The organism is Pelomonas nitida (genome assembly GCF_043555975.1).
Classification (GTDB): domain Bacteria; phylum Pseudomonadota; class Gammaproteobacteria; order Burkholderiales; family Burkholderiaceae_C; genus Pelomonas; species Pelomonas nitida.
On the sequence record NZ_JBIGIA010000005.1, the window covers coordinates 103,464 to 126,281 of the forward strand.

At 68.2% G+C, this 22,818-nt stretch carries 28 protein-coding genes; 6 read left to right on the plus strand and 22 right to left on the minus strand.

The features are described from left to right. The first annotated feature begins 22 nt into the window (after positions 1-22). Positions 23-244 carry a DUF2909 domain-containing protein gene (locus ACG00X_RS07910; RefSeq protein ID WP_394487531.1) on the plus strand — a complete coding sequence of 74 codons (222 nt, stop codon included), beginning with the start codon at positions 23-25 and terminating at the stop codon, positions 242-244. Between the two features lie 52 nt (positions 245-296). Here ACG00X_RS07910 and ACG00X_RS07915 read toward each other — a convergent pair whose 3' ends face one another. From ACG00X_RS07915 to ACG00X_RS07945, 7 genes are all read right to left on the minus strand, one after another. Then, positions 297-1,181, minus strand: coding sequence for a cytochrome c oxidase subunit 3 (locus ACG00X_RS07915; protein WP_394487532.1), 885 nt, complete (start codon positions 1,179-1,181; stop codon positions 297-299). A gap of 34 nt (positions 1,182-1,215) precedes the next feature. Then, positions 1,216-1,458, minus strand: coding sequence for a DUF2970 domain-containing protein (locus ACG00X_RS07920; protein ID WP_394487533.1), 243 nt, complete (start codon positions 1,456-1,458; stop codon positions 1,216-1,218). Further along, positions 1,455-2,060 carry a cytochrome c oxidase assembly protein gene (locus ACG00X_RS07925; RefSeq protein WP_394487534.1) on the minus strand — a complete coding sequence of 202 codons (606 nt, stop codon included), beginning with the start codon at positions 2,058-2,060 and terminating at the stop codon, positions 1,455-1,457. The genes ACG00X_RS07920 and ACG00X_RS07925 overlap by 4 nt, the downstream gene beginning before the upstream one ends. A 1-nt stretch (position 2,061) precedes the next feature. Further along, positions 2,062-2,172, minus strand: a complete 111-nt coding sequence (locus ACG00X_RS07930) for a cytochrome oxidase small assembly protein (RefSeq protein ID WP_394487535.1) — start codon at positions 2,170-2,172, stop codon at positions 2,062-2,064. Positions 2,173-2,182: 10 nt separating this feature from the next. Continuing rightward, on the minus strand, positions 2,183-3,817 hold the full coding sequence (gene ctaD / locus ACG00X_RS07935) for a cytochrome c oxidase subunit I (protein WP_394487536.1): 1,635 nt from the start codon (positions 3,815-3,817) through the stop codon (positions 2,183-2,185). A gap of 28 nt (positions 3,818-3,845) precedes the next feature. Continuing rightward, positions 3,846-5,024: a cytochrome c oxidase subunit II gene (coxB, locus tag ACG00X_RS07940; protein WP_394487777.1), complete on the minus strand. Its 1,179-nt coding sequence runs from the start codon at positions 5,022-5,024 to the stop codon at positions 3,846-3,848. 179 nt (positions 5,025-5,203) lie between these two features. Then, the gene (locus ACG00X_RS07945; RefSeq protein ID WP_394487537.1) at positions 5,204-6,133 is read right to left on the minus strand and encodes a methyltransferase domain-containing protein; all 930 of its coding nucleotides are present in this window, start codon (positions 6,131-6,133) and stop codon (positions 5,204-5,206) included. 23 nt (positions 6,134-6,156) lie between these two features. Here ACG00X_RS07945 and ACG00X_RS07950 point away from each other — a divergent pair, with 23 nt between their 5' ends. Together ACG00X_RS07950 and trmL are read left to right on the plus strand one after the other, a co-directional pair. Next, complete coding sequence (locus ACG00X_RS07950; protein WP_394487538.1) at positions 6,157-6,912, plus strand: ComF family protein; 756 nt, start codon at positions 6,157-6,159, stop codon at positions 6,910-6,912. Positions 6,913-6,968: 56 nt separating this feature from the next. Next, positions 6,969-7,439 carry a tRNA (uridine(34)/cytosine(34)/5-carboxymethylaminomethyluridine(34)-2'-O)-methyltransferase TrmL gene (trmL, locus tag ACG00X_RS07955; RefSeq protein ID WP_394487539.1) on the plus strand — a complete coding sequence of 157 codons (471 nt, stop codon included), beginning with the start codon at positions 6,969-6,971 and terminating at the stop codon, positions 7,437-7,439. Between the two features lie 17 nt (positions 7,440-7,456). Here the strand turns inward: trmL and ACG00X_RS07960 are convergent, their stop codons facing one another. The 7 genes from ACG00X_RS07960 to ACG00X_RS07990 form a co-directional block, all read right to left on the minus strand. After that, positions 7,457-8,455 carry an NAD(P)H-dependent glycerol-3-phosphate dehydrogenase gene (locus ACG00X_RS07960; RefSeq protein WP_394487540.1) on the minus strand — a complete coding sequence of 333 codons (999 nt, stop codon included), beginning with the start codon at positions 8,453-8,455 and terminating at the stop codon, positions 7,457-7,459. Positions 8,456-8,571: 116 nt separating this feature from the next. Beyond that, complete coding sequence (secB, locus tag ACG00X_RS07965) at positions 8,572-9,048, minus strand: protein-export chaperone SecB (RefSeq protein ID WP_394487541.1); 477 nt, start codon at positions 9,046-9,048, stop codon at positions 8,572-8,574. Between the two features lie 142 nt (positions 9,049-9,190). Then, positions 9,191-9,451 carry a glutaredoxin 3 gene (grxC, locus tag ACG00X_RS07970; RefSeq protein ID WP_394487542.1) on the minus strand — a complete coding sequence of 87 codons (261 nt, stop codon included), beginning with the start codon at positions 9,449-9,451 and terminating at the stop codon, positions 9,191-9,193. Positions 9,452-9,486: 35 nt separating this feature from the next. Further along, on the minus strand, positions 9,487-9,897 hold the full coding sequence (locus tag ACG00X_RS07975; RefSeq protein WP_394487544.1) for a rhodanese-like domain-containing protein: 411 nt from the start codon (positions 9,895-9,897) through the stop codon (positions 9,487-9,489). Between the two features lie 66 nt (positions 9,898-9,963). After that, complete coding sequence (locus tag ACG00X_RS07980; protein ID WP_394487545.1) at positions 9,964-11,478, minus strand: methyl-accepting chemotaxis protein; 1,515 nt, start codon at positions 11,476-11,478, stop codon at positions 9,964-9,966. Positions 11,479-11,559: 81 nt separating this feature from the next. After that, on the minus strand, positions 11,560-11,982 hold the full coding sequence (locus tag ACG00X_RS07985) for a type 2 periplasmic-binding domain-containing protein (RefSeq protein ID WP_394487546.1): 423 nt from the start codon (positions 11,980-11,982) through the stop codon (positions 11,560-11,562). Positions 11,983-11,998: 16 nt separating this feature from the next. Next, positions 11,999-13,198 (minus strand): hypothetical protein, encoded by a 1,200-nt coding sequence (locus ACG00X_RS07990; protein WP_394487547.1) that lies wholly within the window; start codon positions 13,196-13,198, stop codon positions 11,999-12,001. Positions 13,199-13,386: 188 nt separating this feature from the next. Between ACG00X_RS07990 and gpmA the strand changes: the two genes are divergently transcribed. Next, positions 13,387-14,130, plus strand: coding sequence for a 2,3-diphosphoglycerate-dependent phosphoglycerate mutase (gpmA, locus tag ACG00X_RS07995; protein WP_394487548.1), 744 nt, complete (start codon positions 13,387-13,389; stop codon positions 14,128-14,130). On the opposite strand, the gene ACG00X_RS08000 is transcribed toward gpmA, so the two are convergent. Then, entirely contained in the window at positions 14,115-15,029 is a 915-nt protein-coding gene (locus ACG00X_RS08000; RefSeq protein WP_394487549.1) for a glycosyltransferase family 9 protein, read from the minus strand. The two genes, gpmA and ACG00X_RS08000, sit on opposite strands and share 16 nt — an antisense overlap. Before the next feature lie 105 nt (positions 15,030-15,134). Between ACG00X_RS08000 and ACG00X_RS08005 the strand changes: the two genes are divergently transcribed. Both ACG00X_RS08005 and ACG00X_RS08010 read left to right on the plus strand, forming a co-directional pair. Further along, positions 15,135-15,764 carry a DUF4254 domain-containing protein gene (locus ACG00X_RS08005; protein WP_394487550.1) on the plus strand — a complete coding sequence of 210 codons (630 nt, stop codon included), beginning with the start codon at positions 15,135-15,137 and terminating at the stop codon, positions 15,762-15,764. Next, positions 15,761-16,522 (plus strand): TIM barrel protein, encoded by a 762-nt coding sequence (locus tag ACG00X_RS08010; protein ID WP_394487551.1) that lies wholly within the window; start codon positions 15,761-15,763, stop codon positions 16,520-16,522. The genes ACG00X_RS08005 and ACG00X_RS08010 overlap by 4 nt, the downstream gene beginning before the upstream one ends. Here ACG00X_RS08010 and ACG00X_RS08015 read toward each other — a convergent pair. The 7 genes from ACG00X_RS08015 to ACG00X_RS08045 all read right to left on the minus strand — a co-directional run bounded on the left by ACG00X_RS08015 (position 16,519) and on the right by ACG00X_RS08045 (position 22,816). Further along, positions 16,519-18,060 (minus strand): methyl-accepting chemotaxis protein, encoded by a 1,542-nt coding sequence (locus tag ACG00X_RS08015; protein ID WP_394487552.1) that lies wholly within the window; start codon positions 18,058-18,060, stop codon positions 16,519-16,521. The genes ACG00X_RS08010 and ACG00X_RS08015 overlap by 4 nt on opposite strands. Positions 18,061-18,180: 120 nt before the next feature. Continuing rightward, on the minus strand, positions 18,181-18,906 hold the full coding sequence (locus ACG00X_RS08020) for a lysophospholipid acyltransferase family protein (RefSeq protein WP_394487553.1): 726 nt from the start codon (positions 18,904-18,906) through the stop codon (positions 18,181-18,183). 31 nt (positions 18,907-18,937) lie between these two features. Beyond that, the gene (locus tag ACG00X_RS08025; protein WP_394487554.1) at positions 18,938-20,242 is read right to left on the minus strand and encodes a dihydroorotase; all 1,305 of its coding nucleotides are present in this window, start codon (positions 20,240-20,242) and stop codon (positions 18,938-18,940) included. A gap of 142 nt (positions 20,243-20,384) precedes the next feature. Continuing rightward, a complete protein-coding gene (locus ACG00X_RS08030) occupies positions 20,385-21,347 on the minus strand; it encodes an aspartate carbamoyltransferase catalytic subunit (RefSeq protein ID WP_394487556.1) in 963 nt (320 codons plus the stop codon). After that, positions 21,347-21,832, minus strand: coding sequence for a bifunctional pyr operon transcriptional regulator/uracil phosphoribosyltransferase PyrR (pyrR, locus tag ACG00X_RS08035; protein WP_394487557.1), 486 nt, complete (start codon positions 21,830-21,832; stop codon positions 21,347-21,349). The genes ACG00X_RS08030 and pyrR overlap by 1 nt, the downstream gene beginning before the upstream one ends. Beyond that, positions 21,825-22,229: a Holliday junction resolvase RuvX gene (ruvX, locus tag ACG00X_RS08040; protein ID WP_394487558.1), complete on the minus strand. Its 405-nt coding sequence runs from the start codon at positions 22,227-22,229 to the stop codon at positions 21,825-21,827. The genes pyrR and ruvX overlap by 8 nt, the downstream gene beginning before the upstream one ends. Then, positions 22,229-22,816, minus strand: coding sequence for a YqgE/AlgH family protein (locus tag ACG00X_RS08045; protein WP_394487559.1), 588 nt, complete (start codon positions 22,814-22,816; stop codon positions 22,229-22,231). Before ACG00X_RS08045 ends, ruvX begins: the two co-directional genes overlap by 1 nt. Positions 22,817-22,818 lie beyond the last annotated feature (2 nt).

A 22,818-nucleotide genomic window follows, 5' to 3' on the forward strand; every position in this document is an offset into this window, starting at 1 on the left:
CCCGGGCAGATAATTCGTCACCATGAAATTCGTGATCCTGGTCGCCTTCATCGGCATCCTCGGCGCGCTCGCGGCGGCCGGCTTCTTCATGCTGCGCAAGGGCCGCAGCAGCGATCGCCGCAGCCCCAGCATGGCCCGCGCACTGGCCGTGCGGGTGGGGTTGTCGGTGGCGCTGTTCCTGGTCATCTTGCTCAGCTGGAAGCTCGGCTGGATCCAGCCGACCGGGTTGCCGGTGAAGTCCTGAGAGCCAACGAAAAAGCGCCGCTGCTGCGGCGCTTTGTCTTTGCGGGGCCGGCCTACATCCAGTAGACGACGACGTACAGGCCCAGCCAGACGACGTCGACGAAGTGCCAGTACCAGGCCGCGCCCTCGAAACCGAAGTGGCGCTCCGGCGTGAAATGGCCCTTCATGAGGCGCAGCGTGATGAACAGCAACATCAGCGCGCCCACGCAGACGTGAAAGCCGTGGAAGCCCGTCAGCAGGAAGAAGGTCGAGCCGTAGATGCCAGAGGTGAGCTTGAGGTTGAGCTCCGCGTAGGCGTGGTGGTACTCGTAGGCCTGGAAGCCCAGGAAGGTGGCGCCCAGCAGCACGGTGACCCACATCCAGGCGATGGTCTTGGCGCGGTGGCCGGCGATCAGCGCATGGTGGGCGATCGTCAGCGTCACGCCCGAGGTCAGCAGCAGCGCGGTGTTGATCGTCGGGATGGGCCAGGGGCCCATGGTCGTGAAGGCTTCGACGGTGCCGGCCGGCGATGCGGTGAAGCCGGGCGCCGTGCTGGGCCAGATGGCCTTGAAGTCGGGCCACAGCAGGCTGTTCTCCAGGCTGCCCAGCGCCGGCACGGAGAACACGCGGGCCCAGTACAGCGCGCCGAAGAAGGCGGCGAAGAACATCACCTCCGAGAAGATGAACCAGCCCATGCTCCAGCGGAAGGACGCGTCGATGCGGTCGCTGTAGAGGCCGCCCTCGCTCTCGCCGATGGCGTCGCCGAACCACTGCTTGAGCACCAGGGCCCACAGCGCGAGGCCGCCGAACAGCGAATACATGCCCCAGCCATGGCCGTTGACCCACTGGCCCGCGCCCAGGATGACGAAGAACAGGCCGATGGCGGCCATCACCGGATGCCGTGACGGCGCCGGGACGAAGTAGTACGGGGCTTTGCCCGAGGTGGTCGCTGCCGACATGTCGCTCTCCTCTCGTTCTCAGTTTCGCCGCCGCTCAGGCGCCGGCCACGCCGCTGCTGACGACCCAACGGACCAGCAGCACCAGCATCCCTACGAACACGGCCGCGCCGAGCACGCCCGCGATGATCACGTGCACCGGGTTGAGCCTGGCCATGTCTTTCTCATGGTCCCGGCCCCGGCGCACGCCGAAAAAACTCCAGGCCACGGCCGCGATCGTCTGGCCGACGGACGCCTTGCGGCCCACCGCTTCCTTCAGCTCGCGCGCCGGCTCGCTCACAGCGCGGCTCCTGCACGCTTCGGCGCCTCGCCCAGCTTGACGCCGCCCTTGCCCGCCACTTCGAAGAAGGTGTAGGACAGGGTGATGGTCTTCACGTCGCGCGGCAGCTTGGGGTCGATGACGAAGGCGACCGGCCACTGCTTGCTCTCGCCGGGGTTCAGCGTGTATTCGCGGAAGCAAAAACACTCGAGCTTGTTGAAATGCGCACTGGCCTGCATGGGCGCATAGCTCGGGATGGCCTGGGCCGCCATCGTGCGGTCCTGCTTGTTGCGGAACTCGTACATCACCTGCACCAGCTCGCCGGGGTGGACGGTGCGGTGGCGCACCTCCGGCTTGAAGTCCCAGGGGCCACGCGCATTCGCATCGAACTCGACGGTGATCTCGCGGCTGTAGTCCACCTGGCCGTTGCCGTTGGCCAGGCCCCGGTCCGCCAGCAGCGTCTGCTTCTCCGACAGCGACAGCACGTTGATGCCCAGCGCCTTGCAGATGGCGTCGTAGAAATACACGAGCGAGTAGCTGAAGCCGAACATCAGCACCACCACCACCGCCAGCTTGGCGAGCAGCTGGCGGTTGTCCTCGTGCAGGGCGGCGAGCAGGCGCATGTCAGTGGCCGAACAGCGCCATCTTGGCGACGAAGCCCGCCCCAAAGGCCAGCGCCACCGTCAGCAGGATCAACGCCAGACGGCGGTTGGCCTTGCGCTGCGCGGGTGTCATGCCGCCGTCCTCAGCCGATGATCTTGGTGGCCGAGGCGTCCAGCTTGGGCGGCTCCTCGAAGGTGTGGAACGGCGACGGCGACGGCACTTCCCACTCCAGACCTTCGGCGGCTTCCCACGGCTTCTGCGGGGCCTTGGCGCCCTTGCCGCGCATCATCGGCACGACGACGAACACGAAGAAGTAGACCTGCGCGAGGCCGAAGGCGAAGGCACCGATGGAGGCGATCTGGTTGAAGTCGGTGAACTGCATCGGATAGTCGGCATAACGACGCGGCATGCCGGCCAGACCCAGGAAGTGCATCGGGAAGAAGGTGACGTTGAACGCGATCAGCGACCACCAGAAGTGGATCTTGCCGCGCGTCTCCGAGTACATGACGCCGGTCCACTTCGGGCCCCAGTAGTAGACGCCGGCGAACAGCGCGTACAGCGAGCCGGCCACCAGCACGTAGTGGAAGTGGGCGACGACGTAGTAGGTGTCCTGGATCTGGATGTCGATGGGGGCCATCGCGCAGATCAGGCCGGTGAAGCCGCCCATCGTGAACACGAAGATGAAGCCCACGGCCCACAGCATCGGGGTCTCGAAGGTCATCGAGCCGCGCCACATCGTCGCCAGCCAGTTGAAGATCTTCACGCCCGTGGGCACCGCGATCAGCATGGTCGCGTACATGAAGAACAGCTGGCCCGTCACCGGCATGCCGGTGGCGAACATGTGGTGGGCCCAGACGATGAAGGACAGGATGGCGATGGAGGCCGTGGCGTACACCATCGACGCGTAGCCGAACAGGCGCTTGCGGGCGAAGGCCGGCACGATCTGGCTCACGATGCCGAAGGCCGGCAGGATCATGATGTAGACCTCGGGGTGCCCGAAGAACCAGAAGATGTGCTGGTACATGATCGGGTCGCCGCCGCCTGCGGGGTTGAAGAAGGCGGTGCCGAAGTGCCGATCCGTCAGCGTCATCGTGATGGCGCCGGCCAACACCGGCATCACGGCGATCAGCAGGTAGGCGGTGATCAGCCAGGTCCACGCGAACATCGGCATCTTCATCAGCGTCATGCCCGGCGCGCGCATGTTGAGGATGGTCACGATGATGTTGATGGAGCCCATGATGGAGCTCGCGCCCAGGATGTGCATCGCGAAGATGCCGGCGTCCATGGACGGGCCCATCTGCAGCGTCAGCGGCGCGTAGAGCGTCCAGCCGGCGGCCGGCGCACCGCCGGGCATGAAGAAGCTCGCCACCAGCATGATGGCCGCGGGGATCATCAGCCAGAAGCTGAAGTTGTTCATCCGCGCGAAGGCCATGTCGCTGGCGCCGATCTGCAGCGGAATCATCCAGTTCGCGAAGCCGACGAAGGCCGGCATGATGGCGCCGAACACCATGATCAGGCCGTGCATGGTGGTGAACTGATTGAACAGTTCGGGATTGAAGAACTGCAGGCCCGGCTGGAAGAGCTCGGCGCGGATGCACAACGCGAGCACGCCGCCGATCATCAGCATCGTGAACGCGAACAGCAGGTACAGCGTGCCGATGTCCTTGTGGTTGGTCGCGAAGACCCAGCGCCGCCAGCCGGTGGGCGCATGGTGATCGTCGTGCGCATGGCCCTCGTGGCCGCCATGAACGCCGGGTGTGGGGAGAACTGCACTCATGTGATTTCCTCTGCTTCGGCGTCCAGGGTTACTTGCGGGCCGCGACGATGTCGGACGGCTGCACGGTCTGGCCCGTCTTGTTGGACCAGCTGTTCTTCGTGTACGTGATGACGGCGGCGATCTCGGTGTCGCTCAACTGCTTCCACGACGGCATGCCCTTGTCCATGCGGCCATTCAGCAGCACGGCGATCTGCTGCTGCTTGTCCTCGTCGAGCACGACGGGCGAATGGTCCAGCGGCTTGATCGGGCCGGCGCCGGAGCCGTCGGCCTTGTGGCAGGACGCACAGTTGGCCGCATAGACCTTCTCGCCGCGGGCGATGAGCGCGCCCTGCTCCCAGACCTTGCTCGGATCGTCCGCCTTGGCGGCCGCTTCCTTGCGCTTGCCGTCCACCCACTTGGTGTAGTCCTCGGCGGACACCACCTTCACGTGGATGGGCATGTAGGCGTGCTCCTTGCCGCACAACTCAGCGCACTGGCCGTAGTAGTCGCCGATCTTCTCGGCCCGGAACCAGGTGTCACGCACGAAGCCCGGGATGGCATCCTGCTTGACGCCGAAGGCCGGGATCATCCAGGCGTGGATGACGTCGTTGGCGGTCGTGATGATGCGGATCTTGCGGTCCACCGGCACCACCAGCGGGTTGTCGACCTTCAGCAGGTAGTCGTCCACCGGCTCGGGCTTGCCCGAGTTGGATGCCTCGCGCTGCGCGGTGTCCAGCGTGGCCAGGAAGCCGATGCCCTCGCCCTCGCCCTTCAGATAGTCATAACCCCACTTCCACTGGTAGCCCGTGGCCTTGATGGTCACGTCGGCATTCGTCGTGTCCTTCATCGCCACCACCACCTTGGTGGCGGGCAGTGCCATGCCGATGACGATCAGGAAGGGCACGACCGTCCAGGCGATCTCGACGGCCACGCTCTCGTGGAAGTTGGCCGACACCGCGCCCTTGGATTTGCGGTGCTTGAAGATCGAATAGAACATCACGCCGAACACCGCCACGAAGATGACGAGGCAGACGATCAGCATGAAGTTGTGCAGCCACATCTGGTCGCGCGCGATGTTGGTCACCGGCTCGTGCAGATTGAGCTGATTGACGCCCGGACCGCCCTTGAGGTCGTTCACCGCGAAGGCCGATCCGGCTGCCAAGGTTGCTGCCGCTGCGCCTGCCCACCGGGCCCAGCCGCGTGAGACGCTATGCACTCGTGCGTTCATCATCGTCATGGTTGTCACTTGGTTCTTTGAAGAGCAGGACTTGCCATCCGCCGGACCGGCTGGACGTGGGCGATGCGTGATCCGTGGACCGAGGCGACTCGCCGTGCACCCTTTTGGCGACGGAAAGTTTAGCCCAGGGGCCCTTCGCAACCGGGGGGTAGAGCCCCCCCGGGAATCACCTAGACAGACCCGCCAGAGCGGCTTTTGCGCAGGCTGGCACGCAGGGTTTCAACGGAGACCTGCGTCTCGGCCGAGACCGGAATCCGAGGCGCCGCCTTGAACGCGTGGCCGAAGACCAGCTCCACCGTCAAGGCCAGACGGCCGTCTGCGCCTCGCAACGCTTCGAGCTGCGAGGCCAGGGCCGCGCGCCAGCGGCGCCCGCGCATGCCGGCAAAACGATCGGGCGCGACGTTGCCACCCAGCGCACGTAAATCGGCAATCAAGCGGTCCGCATCGCCCCAGGTCAGACGCAGGCGCTCCTGGTCCATCACCGGGTCGGCAAAGCCGGCCTTCAAGACCAGGTCACCAATGTCGTGCATGTCCCACCAATCCGGTGCCGGCCTTCCCCAGCCTTCCCGCGCGTACAACGGACGCAGCTCGACGAAACTGTCAGGCCCGAGCGCGGAGAACATGACGAAGCCGCCCACCGCCAGGCTGGCCTGCCAGGCACCCAGCACGCCGGGAAGATCGGCGCAGCCCTGCAACGCCATGTTCGACCACAACAGCTCCACCTCGGGGCTGACAGGCAGCACATCGACGCGCCCGCCGGTGCCGCCGCGCAGCTTCTGCCACCAGCCCGGCGGCCGGGCCGCCGCGGCGCGCTCCGCCAACACCGGGTCGGCCTCGTGCCACAGCAGCTCCGCCCGCGGATAGGCCTGGCGCAGCACGTCACCGCTGGCGCCCAACGCGGGTGAGGCATCGAGCACGCGGGAGGGTTGCAGCTTGATCAGTGGCAGTCGCTCCGCCATGCGGCGCGCCACCTCACCGTGAAGCCAGGGGGCGTCGGCCGCCCGTGCGAGGCGCCGCGACTGACGCCGCAATGCGATGGCATCGAGGTCTTGAGGCCGCAGCCCCTTGTTTGAATTGGGGGCAGTGGCCGGCTCGCTCATGGGCCAGTCAGTATATTGAGCCGATGCCCGACCGACCGCTGGCCGCCCCAAAGCCCGCACTCGTGGCGCGTGTGCTGCAGCGCTGCGCGGGCCAGTGCGCGGTGTGCCACGCCTGGAGCCAGCAGACGATCTGCGAGCCCTGCCTGCAGCGCTACGCACCGGTCCAGCCGCGCTGCTGGACCTGCGCCACCCGCCTGCCGCAGGCCCTGGTCGACCGCCCCCGCGCGCAGTGCGGCCGCTGCCTGGTCGCCCCGCCGCCGCTGGACCGCACCGTGGCCGCGCTGGACTACGCATTTCCATGGGACGGCCTGCTGCAGCACTTCAAGTACCACGAGGCGCTGGAACTGCGCGACAGCCTGCTGGAACGACTGAACGCAGCGCTGACGGCCGCCGAGGTCGACGCGCCTGACTGGCTGCTGGCCGTGCCGCTGTCGGCCCAACGCCTGCGCGAGCGCGGCTACAACCAGGCGCACGAGATGGCCCGCGCGCTGGCACGACGGCGCGAGCTGCGCAGCGACCCGGCCCTGCTGCTGCGCGTGCGGCACAACGAGCGACAGGCCGGCCTGCGACTCGAAGCGCGCGCCGCCAACGTGCGCGGCGTGTTCGCCATCGATCCGCTGCGGCTGCCACAGCTGCGCGGCACGCACGTCGCGCTGCTGGACGACGTGATGACCAGCGGCGCCACGCTGTTCGAGCTGGCGCGCCTGCTGCGGCAGGCCGGCGTGATGTCGGTCCAGGCCTGGGTGGTCGCCCGAACGCCCGAGCCCAGCGATCAGTGAGGCCCTCGCCCGGCGCTCGGCCCTATGCAAGGCTGCGGCGGGATACTCCGGCCCTCATGTTCCACATCGTCCTCGTTCACCCCGAAATCCCGCCCAACACCGGCAACGTGATCCGGCTCGCGGCCAACACCGGCTGTGCGCTGCACCTCATCGAGCCGCTGGGCTTCTCAATGGAAGACCGGCTGCTGCAGCGCGCCGGCCTCGACTATCACGAGTACGCCCGCGTGCAGCGGCACACGGACTGGGCCGCCTTCGTGGCCGCCGAGCAGCCCGATCCCGCACGCATGTTCGCGTTCACGACGCGCGGCAGCCGCCCCTTCGGCGAGGTGGCCTGGCAGCCGGGCGACTGGTTCGTCTTCGGCAGCGAAACCGCCGGCCTGCCGCCCGCATTGCGCGATGGCTTCCCGAACGAGCAGCGCGTGCGCCTGCCCATGCGTGAAGGCCAGCGCAGCCTCAACCTCAGCAACAGCGTTGCGGTGGCGGTGTTCGAGGCCTGGCGGCAGAACGGCTACGCAGGCGGCAGCTGACCGCCAGGGCGCCGCAACTACTCTGCGCGAGCGTCGCGGCTCATCAGCCGGTCGATCGCCTCGGCCACCTGCAGGCGCCCCTCCAGCAAGGCCACCATGCTTTCGGTGATGGGCATCTCCACACCGGCCGCGCGCGCACGCGCCAGCACCGTCGGCGCGCTGTAGACGCCTTCGGCCACATGGCCCAGCTGCGCCAGGATCTGCGGCAGCGCCAGGCCTTGCGCCAGCAGCAGGCCCACGCGGCGGTTCCGCGACAGGTCGCCCGTCGCCGTCAACACCAGGTCGCCCAGGCCGGACAGGCCCATGAAGGTCTCGACGCGCGCGCCCAGCGCCACGCCCAGCCGCAGCATCTCGGCCAAGCCGCGGGTGATGAGGGCGGCTCGCGCGTTCAGGCCAGGCGCATCGGGCGACGACCCCGACAGCCCATCGCAGATGCCCACGGCAATGGCCATGACGTTCTTGACCGCCCCACCGACCTCGACGCCCACCGGGTCGGCCGAGGTGTAGACGCGCAAGCGCTCGCCATGAAAGGCCTCGACGGCGGCTTGCGCGAGCGCCGCGTCTTCACTCGCCGCCACCAGCGCGGTCGGCCGGCCCGCCGCCACTTCCTGCGCGAAGCTGGGACCGGACAACACACCCACGCGCATCGCCGGCTGAAGCTCGCGGGCGATCTCGTGGCCCAGCCGCCCCGTGCCGGCCTCGAAGCCCTTGCACAGCCACAACACGCGCTGTGTCGAGGGCAGCGCGGCCAGCGTCTCGCGCAGGCCAGACATCGGCGTCGCAACGATGGTGAGGCCGTCGGCGGCGTGCGCCATGGCGGCGTCACGATCGGCCGTCAGCCCCAGAATTGCCGGCAGTTCGCTGTCGGGCAGGTAGGCCGCGTTGCGGCGCGTCGCACGCATCTGCGCGACCGCGCTGGCGTCGCGCGCCCACAGGCTCACGTCATGCCCGGCCCGCGCCGCCTGCACGGCCAATGCCGTTCCCCAGGCTCCGGCCCCGAGCACACTGATCTTCATCGTCGTCATGCGTAGAAGTGTCCCCCAAGAAAAAAGAGTCGCTGCATGCGACTCTTTTTCGCCGGAGGCAAAAACGCCCCGCACACGGCGGGGCGCTGTCAGCTCGGAAGCCGCGATCAGTTGACGGCGCTGCCGCCCTGTGCCGCGCGCTGGGCCTGCTGAGCCTCGAACATGGCCTGGAAGTTCACTTCGGTCAGCAGCACGGGCGGGAAGCCGGCGCGGGTGCAGACGTCCGACACGATGGCGCGCAGGTAGGGGTAGACCATCTGCGGGCAGACGATGCCCAGGATGCCTTCGATCTGCTCCTGCGGCACGTTGCGGATCTCGAAGATGCCGGCCTGCTTGGCCTCGACGAGGAACAGCGTCTTGTCGCCGACCTTGGTGTTGACGGTGGCCGTCACGCAGACCTCGAAGATGGCGTCCGTGACGTTCTCGGCCGACAGCGTCAGGTTGATGTCGACCTGGGGCTGCTGCTGCTCCAGCAGGATGTGCGGCGCATTGGGCTGTTCCAGCGACAGATCCTTCAGGTACATGCGCTGGATCTGGAACACGGGGGCCGCGCCTTCGGCGGCAGCTTGGATCTCGTCGGCCATGGGACTCTTTCTAGCGAAGCGTCAAACAAAAGCCCGCAGGCGGCGCGCTGCGGGCGGTAGAAGAATTATCCGCGACGCCTCGTGACACGCCGCCCGGGGGCTTGCCCGGACTTGAAATCAGGCGTGACAGCCCAGGGGTGCTTCAGGCTGCTTGCAGCAGCGGCATCAGGCCGCCGCGCTGATCCAGCGCGATGAGGTCGTCGCAGCCGCCCACATGGGTGTCACCGATGAAGATCTGCGGCACCGTGCGGCGGCCGGTCTTGTCCATCATGGCCTGACGCTCCTCGGGGTCGAGGTCGATGCGGACTTCCTCGATCTGCTCGACGCCACGCTGCTTGAGCAGCGACTTGGCGCGGATGCAGAACGGGCAGACCTGGGTCGTGTACATCTTCACATGGGCCATGGCCGGCTTCCTCACACGGTTTCAGCGCAGACGGCTCACGCCGTCTTCTCGACCGGCAGATTGGCTTCGCGCCAGGCCTTCAGGCCGCCTGCCAGCACCTGGGCGTTTTCGTAGCCCAGCTTGCGCAGCATGCCTGCAGCGCGGCCGGCGCGTGCGCCGGTCGGGCACACCACCACGAGCGGCAGGGCCTTGTTGGAGGGCAGTTGCTTGTGGCCCTCGATCTGGCCCAGCGGAATGTTGCGCGAACCGACCGCATGGCCCTTGGCGAACTCTTCCGGCTCGCTGACGTCGATGAGGACGCCCTTCTCGCGATTGATCAGCTGCACGGCCGCCGCCGTGCCGACCGCGGCCCCCTGCGCCCCGGACACGAGCGCCGGCCACAGCAGCATGCCGCCCGACACGAGGGCGGCGACGATCAGATACCAGTTTTGTTGCAGGAAGCTCAAGCGTTCACCCTCGGGGCATGCAGAAAACCCGCGATTATCGGCGAGGCGAGAACCGCGGCGCCCGCCTCACGCCAGCTTGAACGTCGCAACCGCCTGCTGCAGGTTGATGGCCTGTTGCTCCAGGCTGGTGGCCGCAGCCGCAGCCTGCTCGACAAGGGCGGCGTTCTGCTGCGTCATCTGATCCAGTTGCACCACGGAGGCGTTGACTTGGCCAATGCCCTGGCTTTGCTCGGACGCTGCCGCCGTGATCTCGCCGATGATGTCTGACACACGCTGCACGCTGGCGACGATCTCATCCATCGTGGAGCCCGCCGCCTGCACGAGACGAGAGCCGGATTCAACCTTGTCGACGCTGGCGCCGATCAGTCCCTTGATCTCACGCGCCGCCTCGGCCGATCGCTGAGCCAGCGAGCGCACCTCGCCCGCCACGACAGCGAAACCACGCCCCTGTTCGCCGGCACGCGCCGCCTCCACCGCCGCGTTCAGCGCCAGGATGTTGGTCTGGAACGCGATGCCATCGATGACGCCGATGATGTCGGCGATCTTCTTCGAGCTGGCATTGATCTCCTCCATCGTCGACACGACTTGACCCACCACATCACCGCCCCGCTGTGCAACGGTGGCGGCCGAGCCGGCCAGCTGATTGGCCTGGGCGGCAGCCTCGGCGCTCTGGCGCACGGTGTCGGTCAGCACCTGCATGCTGCCGGATGTCTGCTCCAGCGAGCCGGCCTGGCGCTCGGTGCGCTCGGACAGGTCCTGGTTGCCGGCGGCGATCTCACGCGACGCCACGGTCATGGAGTCCGTGCCCTGCCGCACGTTGGACACGATGGCGGCCAGGCCGCGCGACATGTCGCGCACGGCCGCCAGCAAACTCTGCTCCGCCCCCGCCGCGACACGGATGTCCTGGGACAGGTCGCCATCGGCCATCTGGCGCATCACGTCGCGTGCGTACTCAGGCTCGCCGCCGAGCTGCCTCCAGACGCCGCCGATCACGAGATGCGATGCGCCCCCCAGGCACAACACGACGATGGCGCCGCTGATGACGATGGCCCACAGGCTGGACGACACGCCGCCCTGCGCCCGCTCGAGCCCGGCGGCGAAGCCCTCAGTCGCCTGCGCGCGCGCAGCGGCCAGGTCGGTCTCCAGCGTCTTGAGCGCCGACTGCATCTTCGGGATCGCCCCCGCCTGGTCACCTTGCTTGATGCCGAGAAAGAGCTCTGCCGTCTCGACCGACGCCGACACATAGCTCTCGAAGCTCTTGCCCAACTTGTCACCGACCTCGGCCTTGCCGTCGATCTTCTGGATCGTCGCGATCAGCTTGCGAATCGCCGCCGCGCGCTCGCGAGCCTCGTCCAGACGCTTCTTCTCGCCCTCGGCGACGGCGCTCTGGATGGTGGCACCCAGCGCCTCGAGCTGCGCGGCGAACTGGGTCGTGGCGTCCAGGTAGGGGTAGGCCACGCTGCCCACCGCCTTGATCGCATCCGACGTACGCGAAGAGAACAGCAGTACGACGGCAATGCCAATGGCGAAGATGGCCGCCGCCAATGCCGGCAGCAACCAGATCCGGGTCTTCACATTCATAAGCTGCCTCCAAGGGCTTGAAGCAAACGCGACGCGCCGCCGGCAGCCGGCGGCGCGTCGATCATCGGATCAACCGGGCTGTCAGTCGACCGTCAAGACGGCCTTGACACTGCCGTCCACCGCGGACTTTTCGATGTAGCCGATGGCATCCGGGTTGGCGGCAACGAACTTCTTCACTTCCGCAGAGCTGCTCAGTTCCTTGGGCGGCGTGGCCTTGCCGGAAAACACCAGGCGAGACCACGCGGCCTTGACCTGGGCGGCCTGCTTGCCGGCGACCTTGGCGTAGAAGTGCTCGCGCACCGCCGAGCCTTCGGCCTGATCGGCCGGCATCGCGGTGGCACCGCTGGGCAGCGTGGCGGACTTGCCGAGGAAGATGCTGGCGACCTGGTCGGCCGTCATCGAGGCGGCGGCGCTCTTGGGGTTCACGATCACGGCGACCTGTGCCTGCGCGGCCAGGGCGAAGAAGGCGAGTACGAAGCACGGGACGAGTTTCTTGTAGTTCATGGCGTTGCCTCCTGGATCAGAACACGGTGTCGACGGCGACGCTGAGGACGTTGACGGTCTTGCCATTGCCCCAGTTCGCCGTGGGCACAATGAAGTAACCGCGACCATCAGGTCGGATGTGCTCCCATTGCGCCTTCAGCGCGAAGTTGCGCACGAAGTCCCAGCGCGCACCGAGGGCCACGGTCTTCTGTGAGTGACGCTGGCTGTCCACGAGGCCGTCCACGGCCAACTTCAGGGCGGCGAGCTGCGCCGTGGCGGTCGGAATGGTGTTGTTGACGTGGGTGTCCACCGTCTTGGCCTCGGACACCGTGACATAGGGCGTCAGCGTGCCGAAGCGATGACCCACCAGCACATACCAGCCGTCCGTGTCGGCCAGGAACGTCTTGATGCGCCGTTGCGTGTACTCCGCGCTCACGACCCATTCGCCTTGATCCCAGGTCAGCCCCAGGCCGGAGAACGTGGAGCGGCTCTCGTTGGGGTCCAGCTGGTCGCCCACGGACGCAAACGGCGTGGCACGCAGCGTGGTCACCAGCGAGTTCAGCGCGGCATTGCCCACCGTCAGCTTGCCGCGGGCGTACCCCAGCCGCAGCGTCAGCCCGAAATCCGTCTCCAGCGTGGTGTTGAAGCCCACCATGGCTTTGACATCGACCTTGTAGCGCTGGGAGGTGTCGCTGGCCTTGCCGCCGAACAGTTGACCCGTCAGCGTCCCCATCGAGGTGTTGGCCTGGTAGCTGGCATCAGCTCCATCGAAATGGCTGACCGGCACCTGGTTGTAGACATCGGTCGGCGGGCGCAGCGCGGTGTTGGCGAAGCCCACGTCGCGGAAGTCGGACACCGCGAAGAACGGTGCTCCCATGCGGCCGGCACGCAGCGACAGGCCGGGCGTCACCTGGGCTTTCAAGAACGCCCACTCGATGCCCGGGTTGAAGTTGCCCTTGCCGTTGGATTTGGTCAGGACCTGGACGGTGCCGGAGAACATCGGGCTGAACTTGGCACCCAGCTGCACACCCAGCTTGGTGTCGACCTCGGCGCTGGGATCCTTGTCCGCGCCGCGCACCTGGCCGAACAGCGCGTATTGCGCGTCATCGGTGCTGGTGCGGACCACGCCCAGCGTGCCGAACCCGGACAGCGAGAACATGCCATCCGCGGCCGAGGCGCCACCGGCGCCCAAGGCAAGCAACAGGGGAAGCAGGCGACGTCGGGCTTGGACCATCATTTGTTCACTCCTTGAGGCAGCCGAATTGGCCATTTGTGATCTTAAAAATCAATTATTTCGGCACAACTATCGATTTCATCGCCTCCTTGGCGCAGGAACGCGCACTGAATCACAGTCGAAGGGGGCTTCTCGGCGCGGCGTTGCCTGATCCCTACAATTTCCGTCGCACCTATCCACTCTGGAGTGACATGTACAAGCTCGTCCTCATCCGCCACGGCGAATCGACCTGGAACCTGGAAAACCGCTTCACCGGCTGGACCGACGTGGATCTGACGCCCACCGGGGTGGAGCAGGCCAAGAGCGCCGGCCGGCTGCTGAAGGAAGCCGGCTATGACTTCGACATCGCCTACACGTCGGTGCTCAAGCGCGCCGTCTGGACGCTGTGGCATGCGCTGGACCAGATGGATCGCACCTGGCTGCCGGTGCGCCACGCCTGGCGCCTGAACGAGCGCCACTACGGCGGCCTGCAGGGCCTGAACAAGGCCGACATGGCCAAGCAGTACGGCGACGAGCAGGTGCTGATCTGGCGCCGCAGCTACGACACGCCGCCGCCGGCACTGGAAGCCACCGACCCGCGCAGCGAGCGCAGCGACGTGCGCTACGCCAAGCTGGACCCCAAGGACATTCCGCTGACCGAATGCCTGAAGGACACCGTGGCCCGCGTGCTGCCGTTCTGGAACGACACCATCGCACCGGCCATCCAGAGCGGCCAGCGCGTGCTGATCGCCGCTCACGGCAACAGCATCCGCGCGCTGGTGAAGTACCTGGACAACATCGCCGACGACGCCATCGTCGGCGTCAACATTCCCAACGGCATCCCGCTGGTCTACGAGCTCGACGCGAACCTCAAGCCCATCAAGAGCTACTACCTGGGCGACGCCGAAGCCGCCGCCAAGGCCGCCGCCGCGGTCGCCAATCAGGGCAAGGCCTGATCCGCCGCTGACAGCACCTCGTCGACGCTGGGCCACTCCCCCGGCCCGCGTCGCATCAGCGTCACCGTGGGGCCCCACGGCGCCCAGCGCTCGGCGCTCGCCGTACCCCAGACGCTGAGCAGCCGTGCACCCACGCCGGCCGCGATGTGCCCAGGCCCGGTGTCGTTGGACACCACCACCGCCGCTTCACGCAGCAGCGCGCTGTAGACGCCCAGGCCCACCCCGTCGAGGCGGATCGCCTCGGGGTACAGCCGCTGGGCGCCCTCCACTTCCGACGGGCCCGGCACGATGACGACCTGGCGGCCCGCCGCATGCAGCCGCTGCACAAACGCTGGAAACGCCGGCCAGCTGCGGTCGAGAAACTCCACCTTGCCGTTCGCAAACGGGCAGATCAGCACGTAGCGCCCCGGCGCCACGCTGCGGTCCGCCAACATCGCCAGCGCCTGCGCGCGCTTGGCTGCCGTCACCTGCATGCCGATGCGCGACGGCGGCGGTGGCGCCTCGATGCCCAGGAAGTCGCAGGCCAGCGCCCAGTATTCGAGCAGCGCGTGCTGCCGATTTCGCAGGGGATGCACTCGCTGCAGCAGCCAGGAACGCCCCTCGTCGGCAACGCCTTCCGCGCGCAGCCCGGCCAGGCGCGCGTCCAGGGCGGCCGAGAAAGCGTAGGGCAACAACAGCATGTTGGACCGGCGGTCAAAACCGGCATCGGCCGCACGCAACCGGTGGCGCAGCGCGCGCAGTTGCCGCACCCGCTCCATCACCGTGCCGGGGCGCACATGCACCGGCCAGCCCTCGGCCTCCAGCAGTGCAGGCGCCCAGCCCTTGCCGACCAGCTCCAGACGGTAGCCATGCTGCTCAAGCAGCCGCAGCGCGGGCAGCGCCACCACGGTGTCGCCCACGAAATTGCGAAGGCGAACGATTAGGGATTGACGATCTCGAAAGGCTTCTATCATTTGCAGTTCTTTGCAAAGTGGCGCGGGATTCTGCCTGCGCTGCGCGATCCCATGTTCCAAGTCGCCCTGCCCGCCGCTGCCGAAACGATCGCCGCTCACGACGCTGCACTGACGCAAGCCCCACGGCTCGTCGAAGCCCGCGACATCCGCGGCTGGATTGCCGTCAACCACTTCCACAACCGCTGCCTGTGGGCCCAGGAGGACCTGGCCCGGCGCACCCAGGCCCCGGCTGCGGAGATCGTGGCCAACAAACGCGCGATCGATCGCCACAACCAGGCACGCAACGATGCGATCGAGCGCATCGATGAGTTCCTGCTGGCCGCGCTGGGCCTGGTGGACCCCGCCACCCTGGGCTGCGCCCTGCCCCGCGCCACCGCAGCCCCCACCGCACGGCTGAGCAGCGAGACGGCCGGCTCCATGCTCGACCGCATGTCCATCCTGGGCCTGAAGATCGCCGCCATGCGCGAGCAGACGCTGCGCGAGGACGTGGGCGACGACCACCGCCACTGCTGCGGCGAACGCCTGCTGCGCCTGACGCACCAGCGTGCCGACCTCGGCGCCTGCTTCGACGAGCTGCTGGCCGACGCCCGCACCGGCCGGGCCTATTTCAAGGTCTACCGCCAGTTCAAGATGTACAACGACCCGCGCCTGAACCCGGCGCTGGTGGCGGAGGCACAGTGATCCCGCCCCGCTTCGCCGCCAACCTCGACTGGCTGTACGCGGAGCACGCCTATCTCGACCGCGCGGCAGCGGCCCGCGCCGACGGCTTTGCCGCCGTGGAGCTGCAGCAACCCCATCTGCACGACACGACTGCACTGACCCATGCGCTGGCCGGGCTGCGGGTGGCGCTCATCAATGCACCGGCCGGCGACTGGGCCACCGGCGAGCGCGGGTTTGCCGCGCTGCCGGGCCGCGAGGCGCAGTTCCGCGATGCCACGCTGCGCGGCCTGGACCTGGCCACCCGGCTGGGCGCGGGCCGCATGCATGTGATGTCCGGGCTGGCCGAGGACACGCCCGCGACGCGCGCGTGCTGGCTGGCCAACCTCGCGTGGGCGGCCGCGCAGTCGCCGCTGCCGCTGCTCGTCGAGCCCATCAACCGACGCGACATGCCGGGCTATTTCCTGCACGGCCAGCAGCAGGCGCTCGCCCTGCTGGCGGCGCTGGGCTCGCCGCGCGTGCAGCTGCAGCTGGACCTCTATCACTGCCGGGTGACGGAAGGCGAGTCGCTGCCCCACCTGGCCCGTGCGCTGGATCTGGGCGTGCTCGGCCATGTGCAGGTCGCCGGTGTGGCCGGCCGGCATGAGCCGGACGCGGCCGAATACAGCACCGAATTTGCACTGCTGGCCGAGCACGGCTGGCCGGGGTTCGTCGGGCTGGAGTACCGCCCGCGCGGCGCCACCTCGGCCGGCCTGGCCTGGCTGGGTGCAGCGGTCGGTTAAAGCCGGAACACCTGAACCGCCTGCACCAGGCTGTGCGCCTGGCCCTGCAGGCTGGAGGCTGCAGCGGCGATTTCCTCCACCATGGCGGCGTTCTGCTGTGTGGAGCCGTCGATCTGCGACACGGCCGCCGACACCTGCGACACGCCCTCGGCCTGCTCGGTGCAGGCCAGGCTGATGTCGCCCACCAGCGCGCTGACGCGACGGATCGCGGCCACGACTTCGTTCATCGTCGAGCCGGCATTGCTGACCAGCGCCGTGCCCGCTTCCACCTGGTCGACGCTGGCGGCGATGAGCTGCTTGATCTCGCGGGCCGCCTCGGCGCTGCGCGAGGCCAGCAGCCGCACCTCGCCGGCCACGACCGCGAAGCCCCGCCCCTGCTCGCCGGCGCGCGCGGCCTCCACGGCTGCATTGAGCGCGAGGATGTTGGTCTGGAAGGCGATGCCGTCGATGACGCCGATGATGTCGGCGATGCGGCGCGAGCTGCCATGGATGTCGTTCATGGTCTTCACCACATCGGCCACCACGGCGCCGCCCCGGGTCGCCACCTCGGCGGCCGAGATCGCGAGCCGGTTGGCCTCGCCGGCCGAGTGCGCGGTGTTGCCCACCGTGCCGTTGAGCTCGTCCATCACGCTGGCGGCCCCCTGCACGCTCGACGCCGTCTGCTCCGTGCGCTGGCTCAGGTCCTGATTGCCCGCCGCCACTTCCTGGCAGGAGTGCTGGATGCTGTCGGACGAGTCCCGCACCTGGGCAATGGCCTGCTGCAGGCTCAGGCGCATCTGCTCGAGCGAGCGCAGCATGGCCGAGATCTCGTCCTGCCCCTGCGCCTCGACCTGCACGGTCAGGTCGCCCGCCGCGATGGCGCGCACCCACTGCGACGCCTGCGCCACCGGGCCGGTGACGGAGCGCGTCAGCACCCAGGCCCCCACCGTACCGACGACCAGCGCGAGCGCGCCGAGCAGCGCGATACGCCACTGCGCGGCTTCGGTGGCGCTGTCCACACCCTTGGCCATGCCGTCCAGCACCTGCTGTTGCTGCTGCCAGTAGGTCTTCATCTGCTCGAGATAGACCTCAGAGGAAGGTCGAAATTCCTTTTCCAGCAGCTGGGCCACCTGGGCCTCGTCGCCCGCCTTCTTCAGCGATGCGATGTTGTTGCGCGCGGCGATGTAGCGCTCGCGCGCCTCGGTCAGTTGCTTGACGAGCTTCTTCTCGTCCTCGGACTTCGGCAGACCGTCGAGCGCCTTGACGATCTCGTTGCCGCGCGCCGTCGAGATCTTCACGTCGTTGGCGAAATAGTCCGCCAGGCTGGCATCGCTGCTCTTGGCAATGGCGGTGTAGCGCTTCACGCCCACGAGCGTCAGCATGTACCACTCGCTGACGAGCCGCTCCTTCTGCAGCGGCGTCGCCATCATTTCGCGGGTGTCGGCCGCGGCCCGGCCGAGGCTGAAGCAGCCGATCGCCATCATCAGCGCGAGCAGCAGCAGCACGGCACCAAAGCCGGCGGCAAGCCGTGTGGACAGCTTCAACGCGTTCAATCTCATCGGGACACCTCAGAATTCGACAGAGTGCCCCATGTTTGCAGCTATCGCCGGCCGACTCCAGCAAAAAACAGCCCAGGCCACACAACTTTTCCCGTGATGGACCCAGGCGGGCCATCGGCCTCAGCCCAGATGTCGCGCGATGTCTTGGCGGGCGCGCTCGGCCAGGGCGCGCCGGTCCAGCGCCGTGCTGGCGATCGGCGGCAACACCTGCACCGCGATGCCCAGCTGTCGGGCCGAGGCGATGGCCCACAGGCTTTGCACCAGCGTCGTCTCGCCGATGAAGCGCGCCGCCGTGCTGAAGTGCTCGCCCGGCTCATGCCAGCGCAGCACGACGGGCAGCAGCGGCGCCTCCGTGGCCACGGCCGCCTGCAGCAGGTTGGCGTGAAAGGGCAGCAGCGCCGGGCCTGCACCGGTGGTGCCCTCCGGGAACACCGCCACGCAGTCACCGGCTTGCAGCGCCGCCGCCGTCTGGTGCACGACACGCATGGCGTCGCGCTTGCTGGCGCGTTCGATGAACAGCGTCCCGACGCCTTCGACCAACCCGCCCACGAGCGGCCAATGCCTCACATCCGCCTTGGACACGAAGCGTGCCTGCGGCAGCACGGCGTGGACGGCCGCGATGTCCAGCCAGGACACATGGTTGGCCACCAGCAGATGACCGGCCGGCGCCGGGGCGCCACCTTCGTGCTGCAGTGAGATGCCGAGGATGGCCAGCGTCTTGCGCGACCACCACTGGACGAGCCGCTGCCGCTCCACGGCCGGCAGTTGCCCGAACCGGCGCTTGACGATCCACAGCCCGTGCAGCACATGCGGCGCCAGCCGCGCGAGGCGAAACACGCCCCTCATGCAGCCCACCGCCCGCATTGGCGCGGTACGCTCATTCGGCGCTGTAGGCGATGTGGCCGGCCACCAGCGTGTGGCGCACGCGCGCCGGCAGCTCGAAGCCGGTGCGGTCGAACGCGAACGGCGTGTGCTTGCCCTGGCTGGCCAGCTTGTCGGCCGACACGGCCCAGGTCGCGCCCGCGTCGAACACGCAGACGTCGGCGACGCCACCTTCCACCAGCCGGCCTGCACTGGCCGCCAACGAACCCAACGCCTGGCCCAGCACCCGCACCGGCTCGGCCGTGACGACCGCCAGCGCTCGCTGCAGCGGCAGATCACTGTCGCGGGCCCAGCGCAGCGCCAGGCTCAGCAGCAGCTCCAGCCCCGTTGCGCCCGGCGTGGCCTCGGCAAACGGCACGGCCTTCTCGTCGCTGGTGACCGGCATGTGGTCGGACACGAGCGCGTCGATCGTGCCGTCGGCCAGGCCGGCACGCAGCGCGTCGCGGTCGCGGCCCTGGCGCAGCGGCGGCGTCAGGCGCATGGCGGAGTCGAAGTAGCCGATGTCCACGTCGCTCAGATGCAGCGAGTTGATCGACACATCGGCCGTCACCGGCAGGCCCTCCTTCTTGGCCGCACGCACAAGCTCAACCCCGGCCGCGCTGCTGAGACGGCAGATGTGCACGCGCGCGCCGGTGGCGCGCACCAGCTCGAAGAGGGTGTGCAGCGCAATCGTCTCGGCGCTGACCGGCACGCCGGACAGCCCCAGCCGCGTCGCGACGGCCCCGCTGGCCGCCACGCCGCCGCCCAGCCAGGCATCCTGCGGGCGCAGCCAGACGGTGTAGCCGTAGGTCGCCGCGTATTGCAGCGCACGGCTGAGCACGACGGTGTCCTTGATCGGCACCTCGGCCTGCGAGAAGCCGATGCAGCCGGCCTCGGTCAGCTCGGCCATCTCCGTCAGCGCGCTGCCGGCCAGTTGGCGCGTCAGCGCACCCAGCGGGAACAGCCGGCAGCGGCTGAGCTTGCGAGCGCGGAACTTCAGCATCTCGACCAGACCGGGCTCGTCCAGCACCGGGTCGGTATCGGGCGGGCAGACCAGGCTGGTCACGCCGCCGGCCGCGGCCGCCGCCAGTTCGCTTTCGAGCAAGCCTTCGTGCTCGTGGCCGGGCTCGCGCAGGCGCGCGCACAGGTCGACCAGACCCGGCGCGACGACGAGGCCGCTGGCGTCGATGGTGCGCTCGGCCTGGAAGTCGCCGACGTCGCCCAGGTGCACGATGCGGCCGTTGGCGATGGCGACGTCGCCGATGCGGTCGAGGTTGGAGGCCGGGTCGATGAGGCGACCGCCTTTGATCAGGATCTTCACTTGCAGCACTCCCGTGCAAAACCAGTCAAGGCGCGCGCAGCGTCGCCGTTCATCCAGCGACTCCCGCCGATCCGGCTTGGCCGGGCGGCCTGGAGTGCCCCCTTGAGGGGGTGGCGCGAAGCGCCGCGGGGGTGGGCCGTCTTCATGCTTCGTTCCCTGCAAGGATGGCCATGACAGCCATTCGGACAGCGATGCCGAATGTCACTTGAGGAAGGATCACGCTGCTCTTGCCGTCGGCCACTTCCGATGCGATCTCCACGCCACGGTTGATGGGCCCCGGGTGCATGACGATGGCGTCGGGCTTGGCCAGCGCCAGCTTCTCCGGCGTCAGGCCGAAGTGCTTGAAGAACTCGCCGCTGCTGGGCAGCATGCCGCCGTTCATGCGCTCGTTCTGCAGGCGCAGCATGATGATGACGTCGGCGTCCTTCACGCCCTCGGCCATGTCGTGGCAGACGCGCACACCCATGTCGCGCAGATCGCCAGGCACCAGCGTCTTGGGGCCCACGGCGCGGATCTCCGGCACGCCCAGGATGTTCAGCGCATGGATGTCGGAGCGGGCCACGCGCGAATGCACGATGTCACCGACGATGGCCACCGTGAGGTTGCGGAAGTCCTTCTTGAAGTGCCGGATCGTGTACATGTCCAGCAGGCCTTGCGTCGGGTGCGCATGCCGGCCGTCGCCCGCGTTGACCACGTGCACATGGGGTGCGCAGTGCTGGGCGATCAGGTGAGGCGCACCGCTCTCGCTGTGGCGCACGACGAACATGTCGGCATGCATCGCGCTCAGGTTGGCCACCGTGTCCAGCAGCGTTTCGCCCTTGGCGGTGGAGCTGCGTGCGATGTCGAGGTTGATGACGTCAGCCGACAGCCGCTTGGCCGCGATCTCGAAGGTGGTGCGCGTGCGCGTGCTGTTCTCGAAGAACAGGTTAAACACCGACTTGCCGCGCAGCAGCGGCACCTTCTTGACCTCGCGGTCGTTGACCGACAGGAAGCTGCCGGCGGTGTCCAGGATCTGCTCGACGACGGCGCGCGGCAGGCCTTCGATGGACAGCAGGTGGATCAGCTCGCCGTGCTTGTTCAGCTGGGGATTTCGCTTGCTCAACATCACTTCACCTCGAAGCTGAAGCGGCCGTCGTCGCTGCGCGCGAGGCGCAGGCTCTGGTCCGCGTTGAGGCTGACGCGCGCCGCCGAAAACGCCGGCTCGATGGGCAGCTCGCGCCCGCCGCGATCCACCAGCACGGCCAGCTGAACGCGGTGCGGGCGGCCATAGTCGAACAACTCGTTGATGACGGCCCGCGTCGTGCGGCCGGTGTAGAGCACATCGTCGATGAGCAGGATGTCGCGGCCGTTGACGTCGAACGGCAGCGTGGTGTGGTCCGCCTTGGCCAGCCCGCGCGAGCCGAAATCGTCACGGTGCATGGCGCTGGAGATGGTGCCGGCCGCCAGCCCCAGGTCGGCCGCCAGCCGCTCGGCGAGCCAGGCGCCGCCGCTCCAGATGCCCACCAGGGCGGTGTCGGGCGTCAGCAGGCGCTGCACGCCGCGTTTGAGCTCAAGGTACAGACCTTCAGCATCGAGCAGCAATTCACTCATGGGGATGTTCTCGGAAAAACTGTTCAAGGATCAGCGCGGCGGCGGCGGCGTCCACGTCGTGGGCGCCCTCGGCTTCGGCCTCCACACTGGTGTAGCGCTCATCGACCTCGAAGACCGGCAGGTGATGACGGCCGGCGAGGCGGCGGCCAAAGTTCTGCGCCTTGGCCGTCATCTCGTGCGGCGCACCGTCCGGGTGGCGCGGCACGCCAACGACGAGGGCGTCGGGCTGCCAGGTGCGGATCAACGCGGCGATGGCCTCGAAATCGCCACTGCGTATCGTCCCTCTCGGCTCGGCGGCGCCGAGCAGCCGCGTGCCACTGGCCACGCCGATGCGGCGCGTGCCGAAATCAAAAGCGAGAAAGGATTGAAGCGTCGGCGCGGCAGCGTCGCGCTTCATCAGGCGTGCCCCGCGTCGGCGCTGAGCATGCGCGGGTCGATGCCCAGCAGGCCCAGCGCCTTCTCGTAGCGCTGCTCCACCGGCGTGTCGAAGATGACCTCCGGCGCAGCGTCCACCGTCAGCCAGCCGTTGCGGCCGATCTCTTCTTCCAGCTGGCCGGCGGCCCAGCCGCTGTAGCCCAGCGTGACGAGCAGCTTCTTCGGCCCGGCGCCGTTGGACAGCGCCTCCAGCACGTCGCGGCTGGTGGTCATCTCCAGACCGCCCGGCACCGCCAGCGTGGCGCTGTAGTGCCCGCCCTCGTCGTCCAGCGGCTCGTGCAGCACGAAGCCCCGGTCCGTCTGCACCGGGCCACCGTAGTAGACCGGCGTCTCGGCCAGCGGGTCGGCCGGCGGGCTGAGCTCGACCTTCTCGAACAGCGTGCCCAGCGTCAGCGAGGTCGGCTTGTTGACCACCAGGCCCAGCGCACCGTTGTCGTTGTGCTCGCAGAGGTAGATCACCGTGCCGGCGAAAGCCTCGTCGGCCATGCCCGGCATGGCGATGAGGAACTGGTTGGTCAGGACGATCCGGTCGGCGGGCATGGCGGTCATTT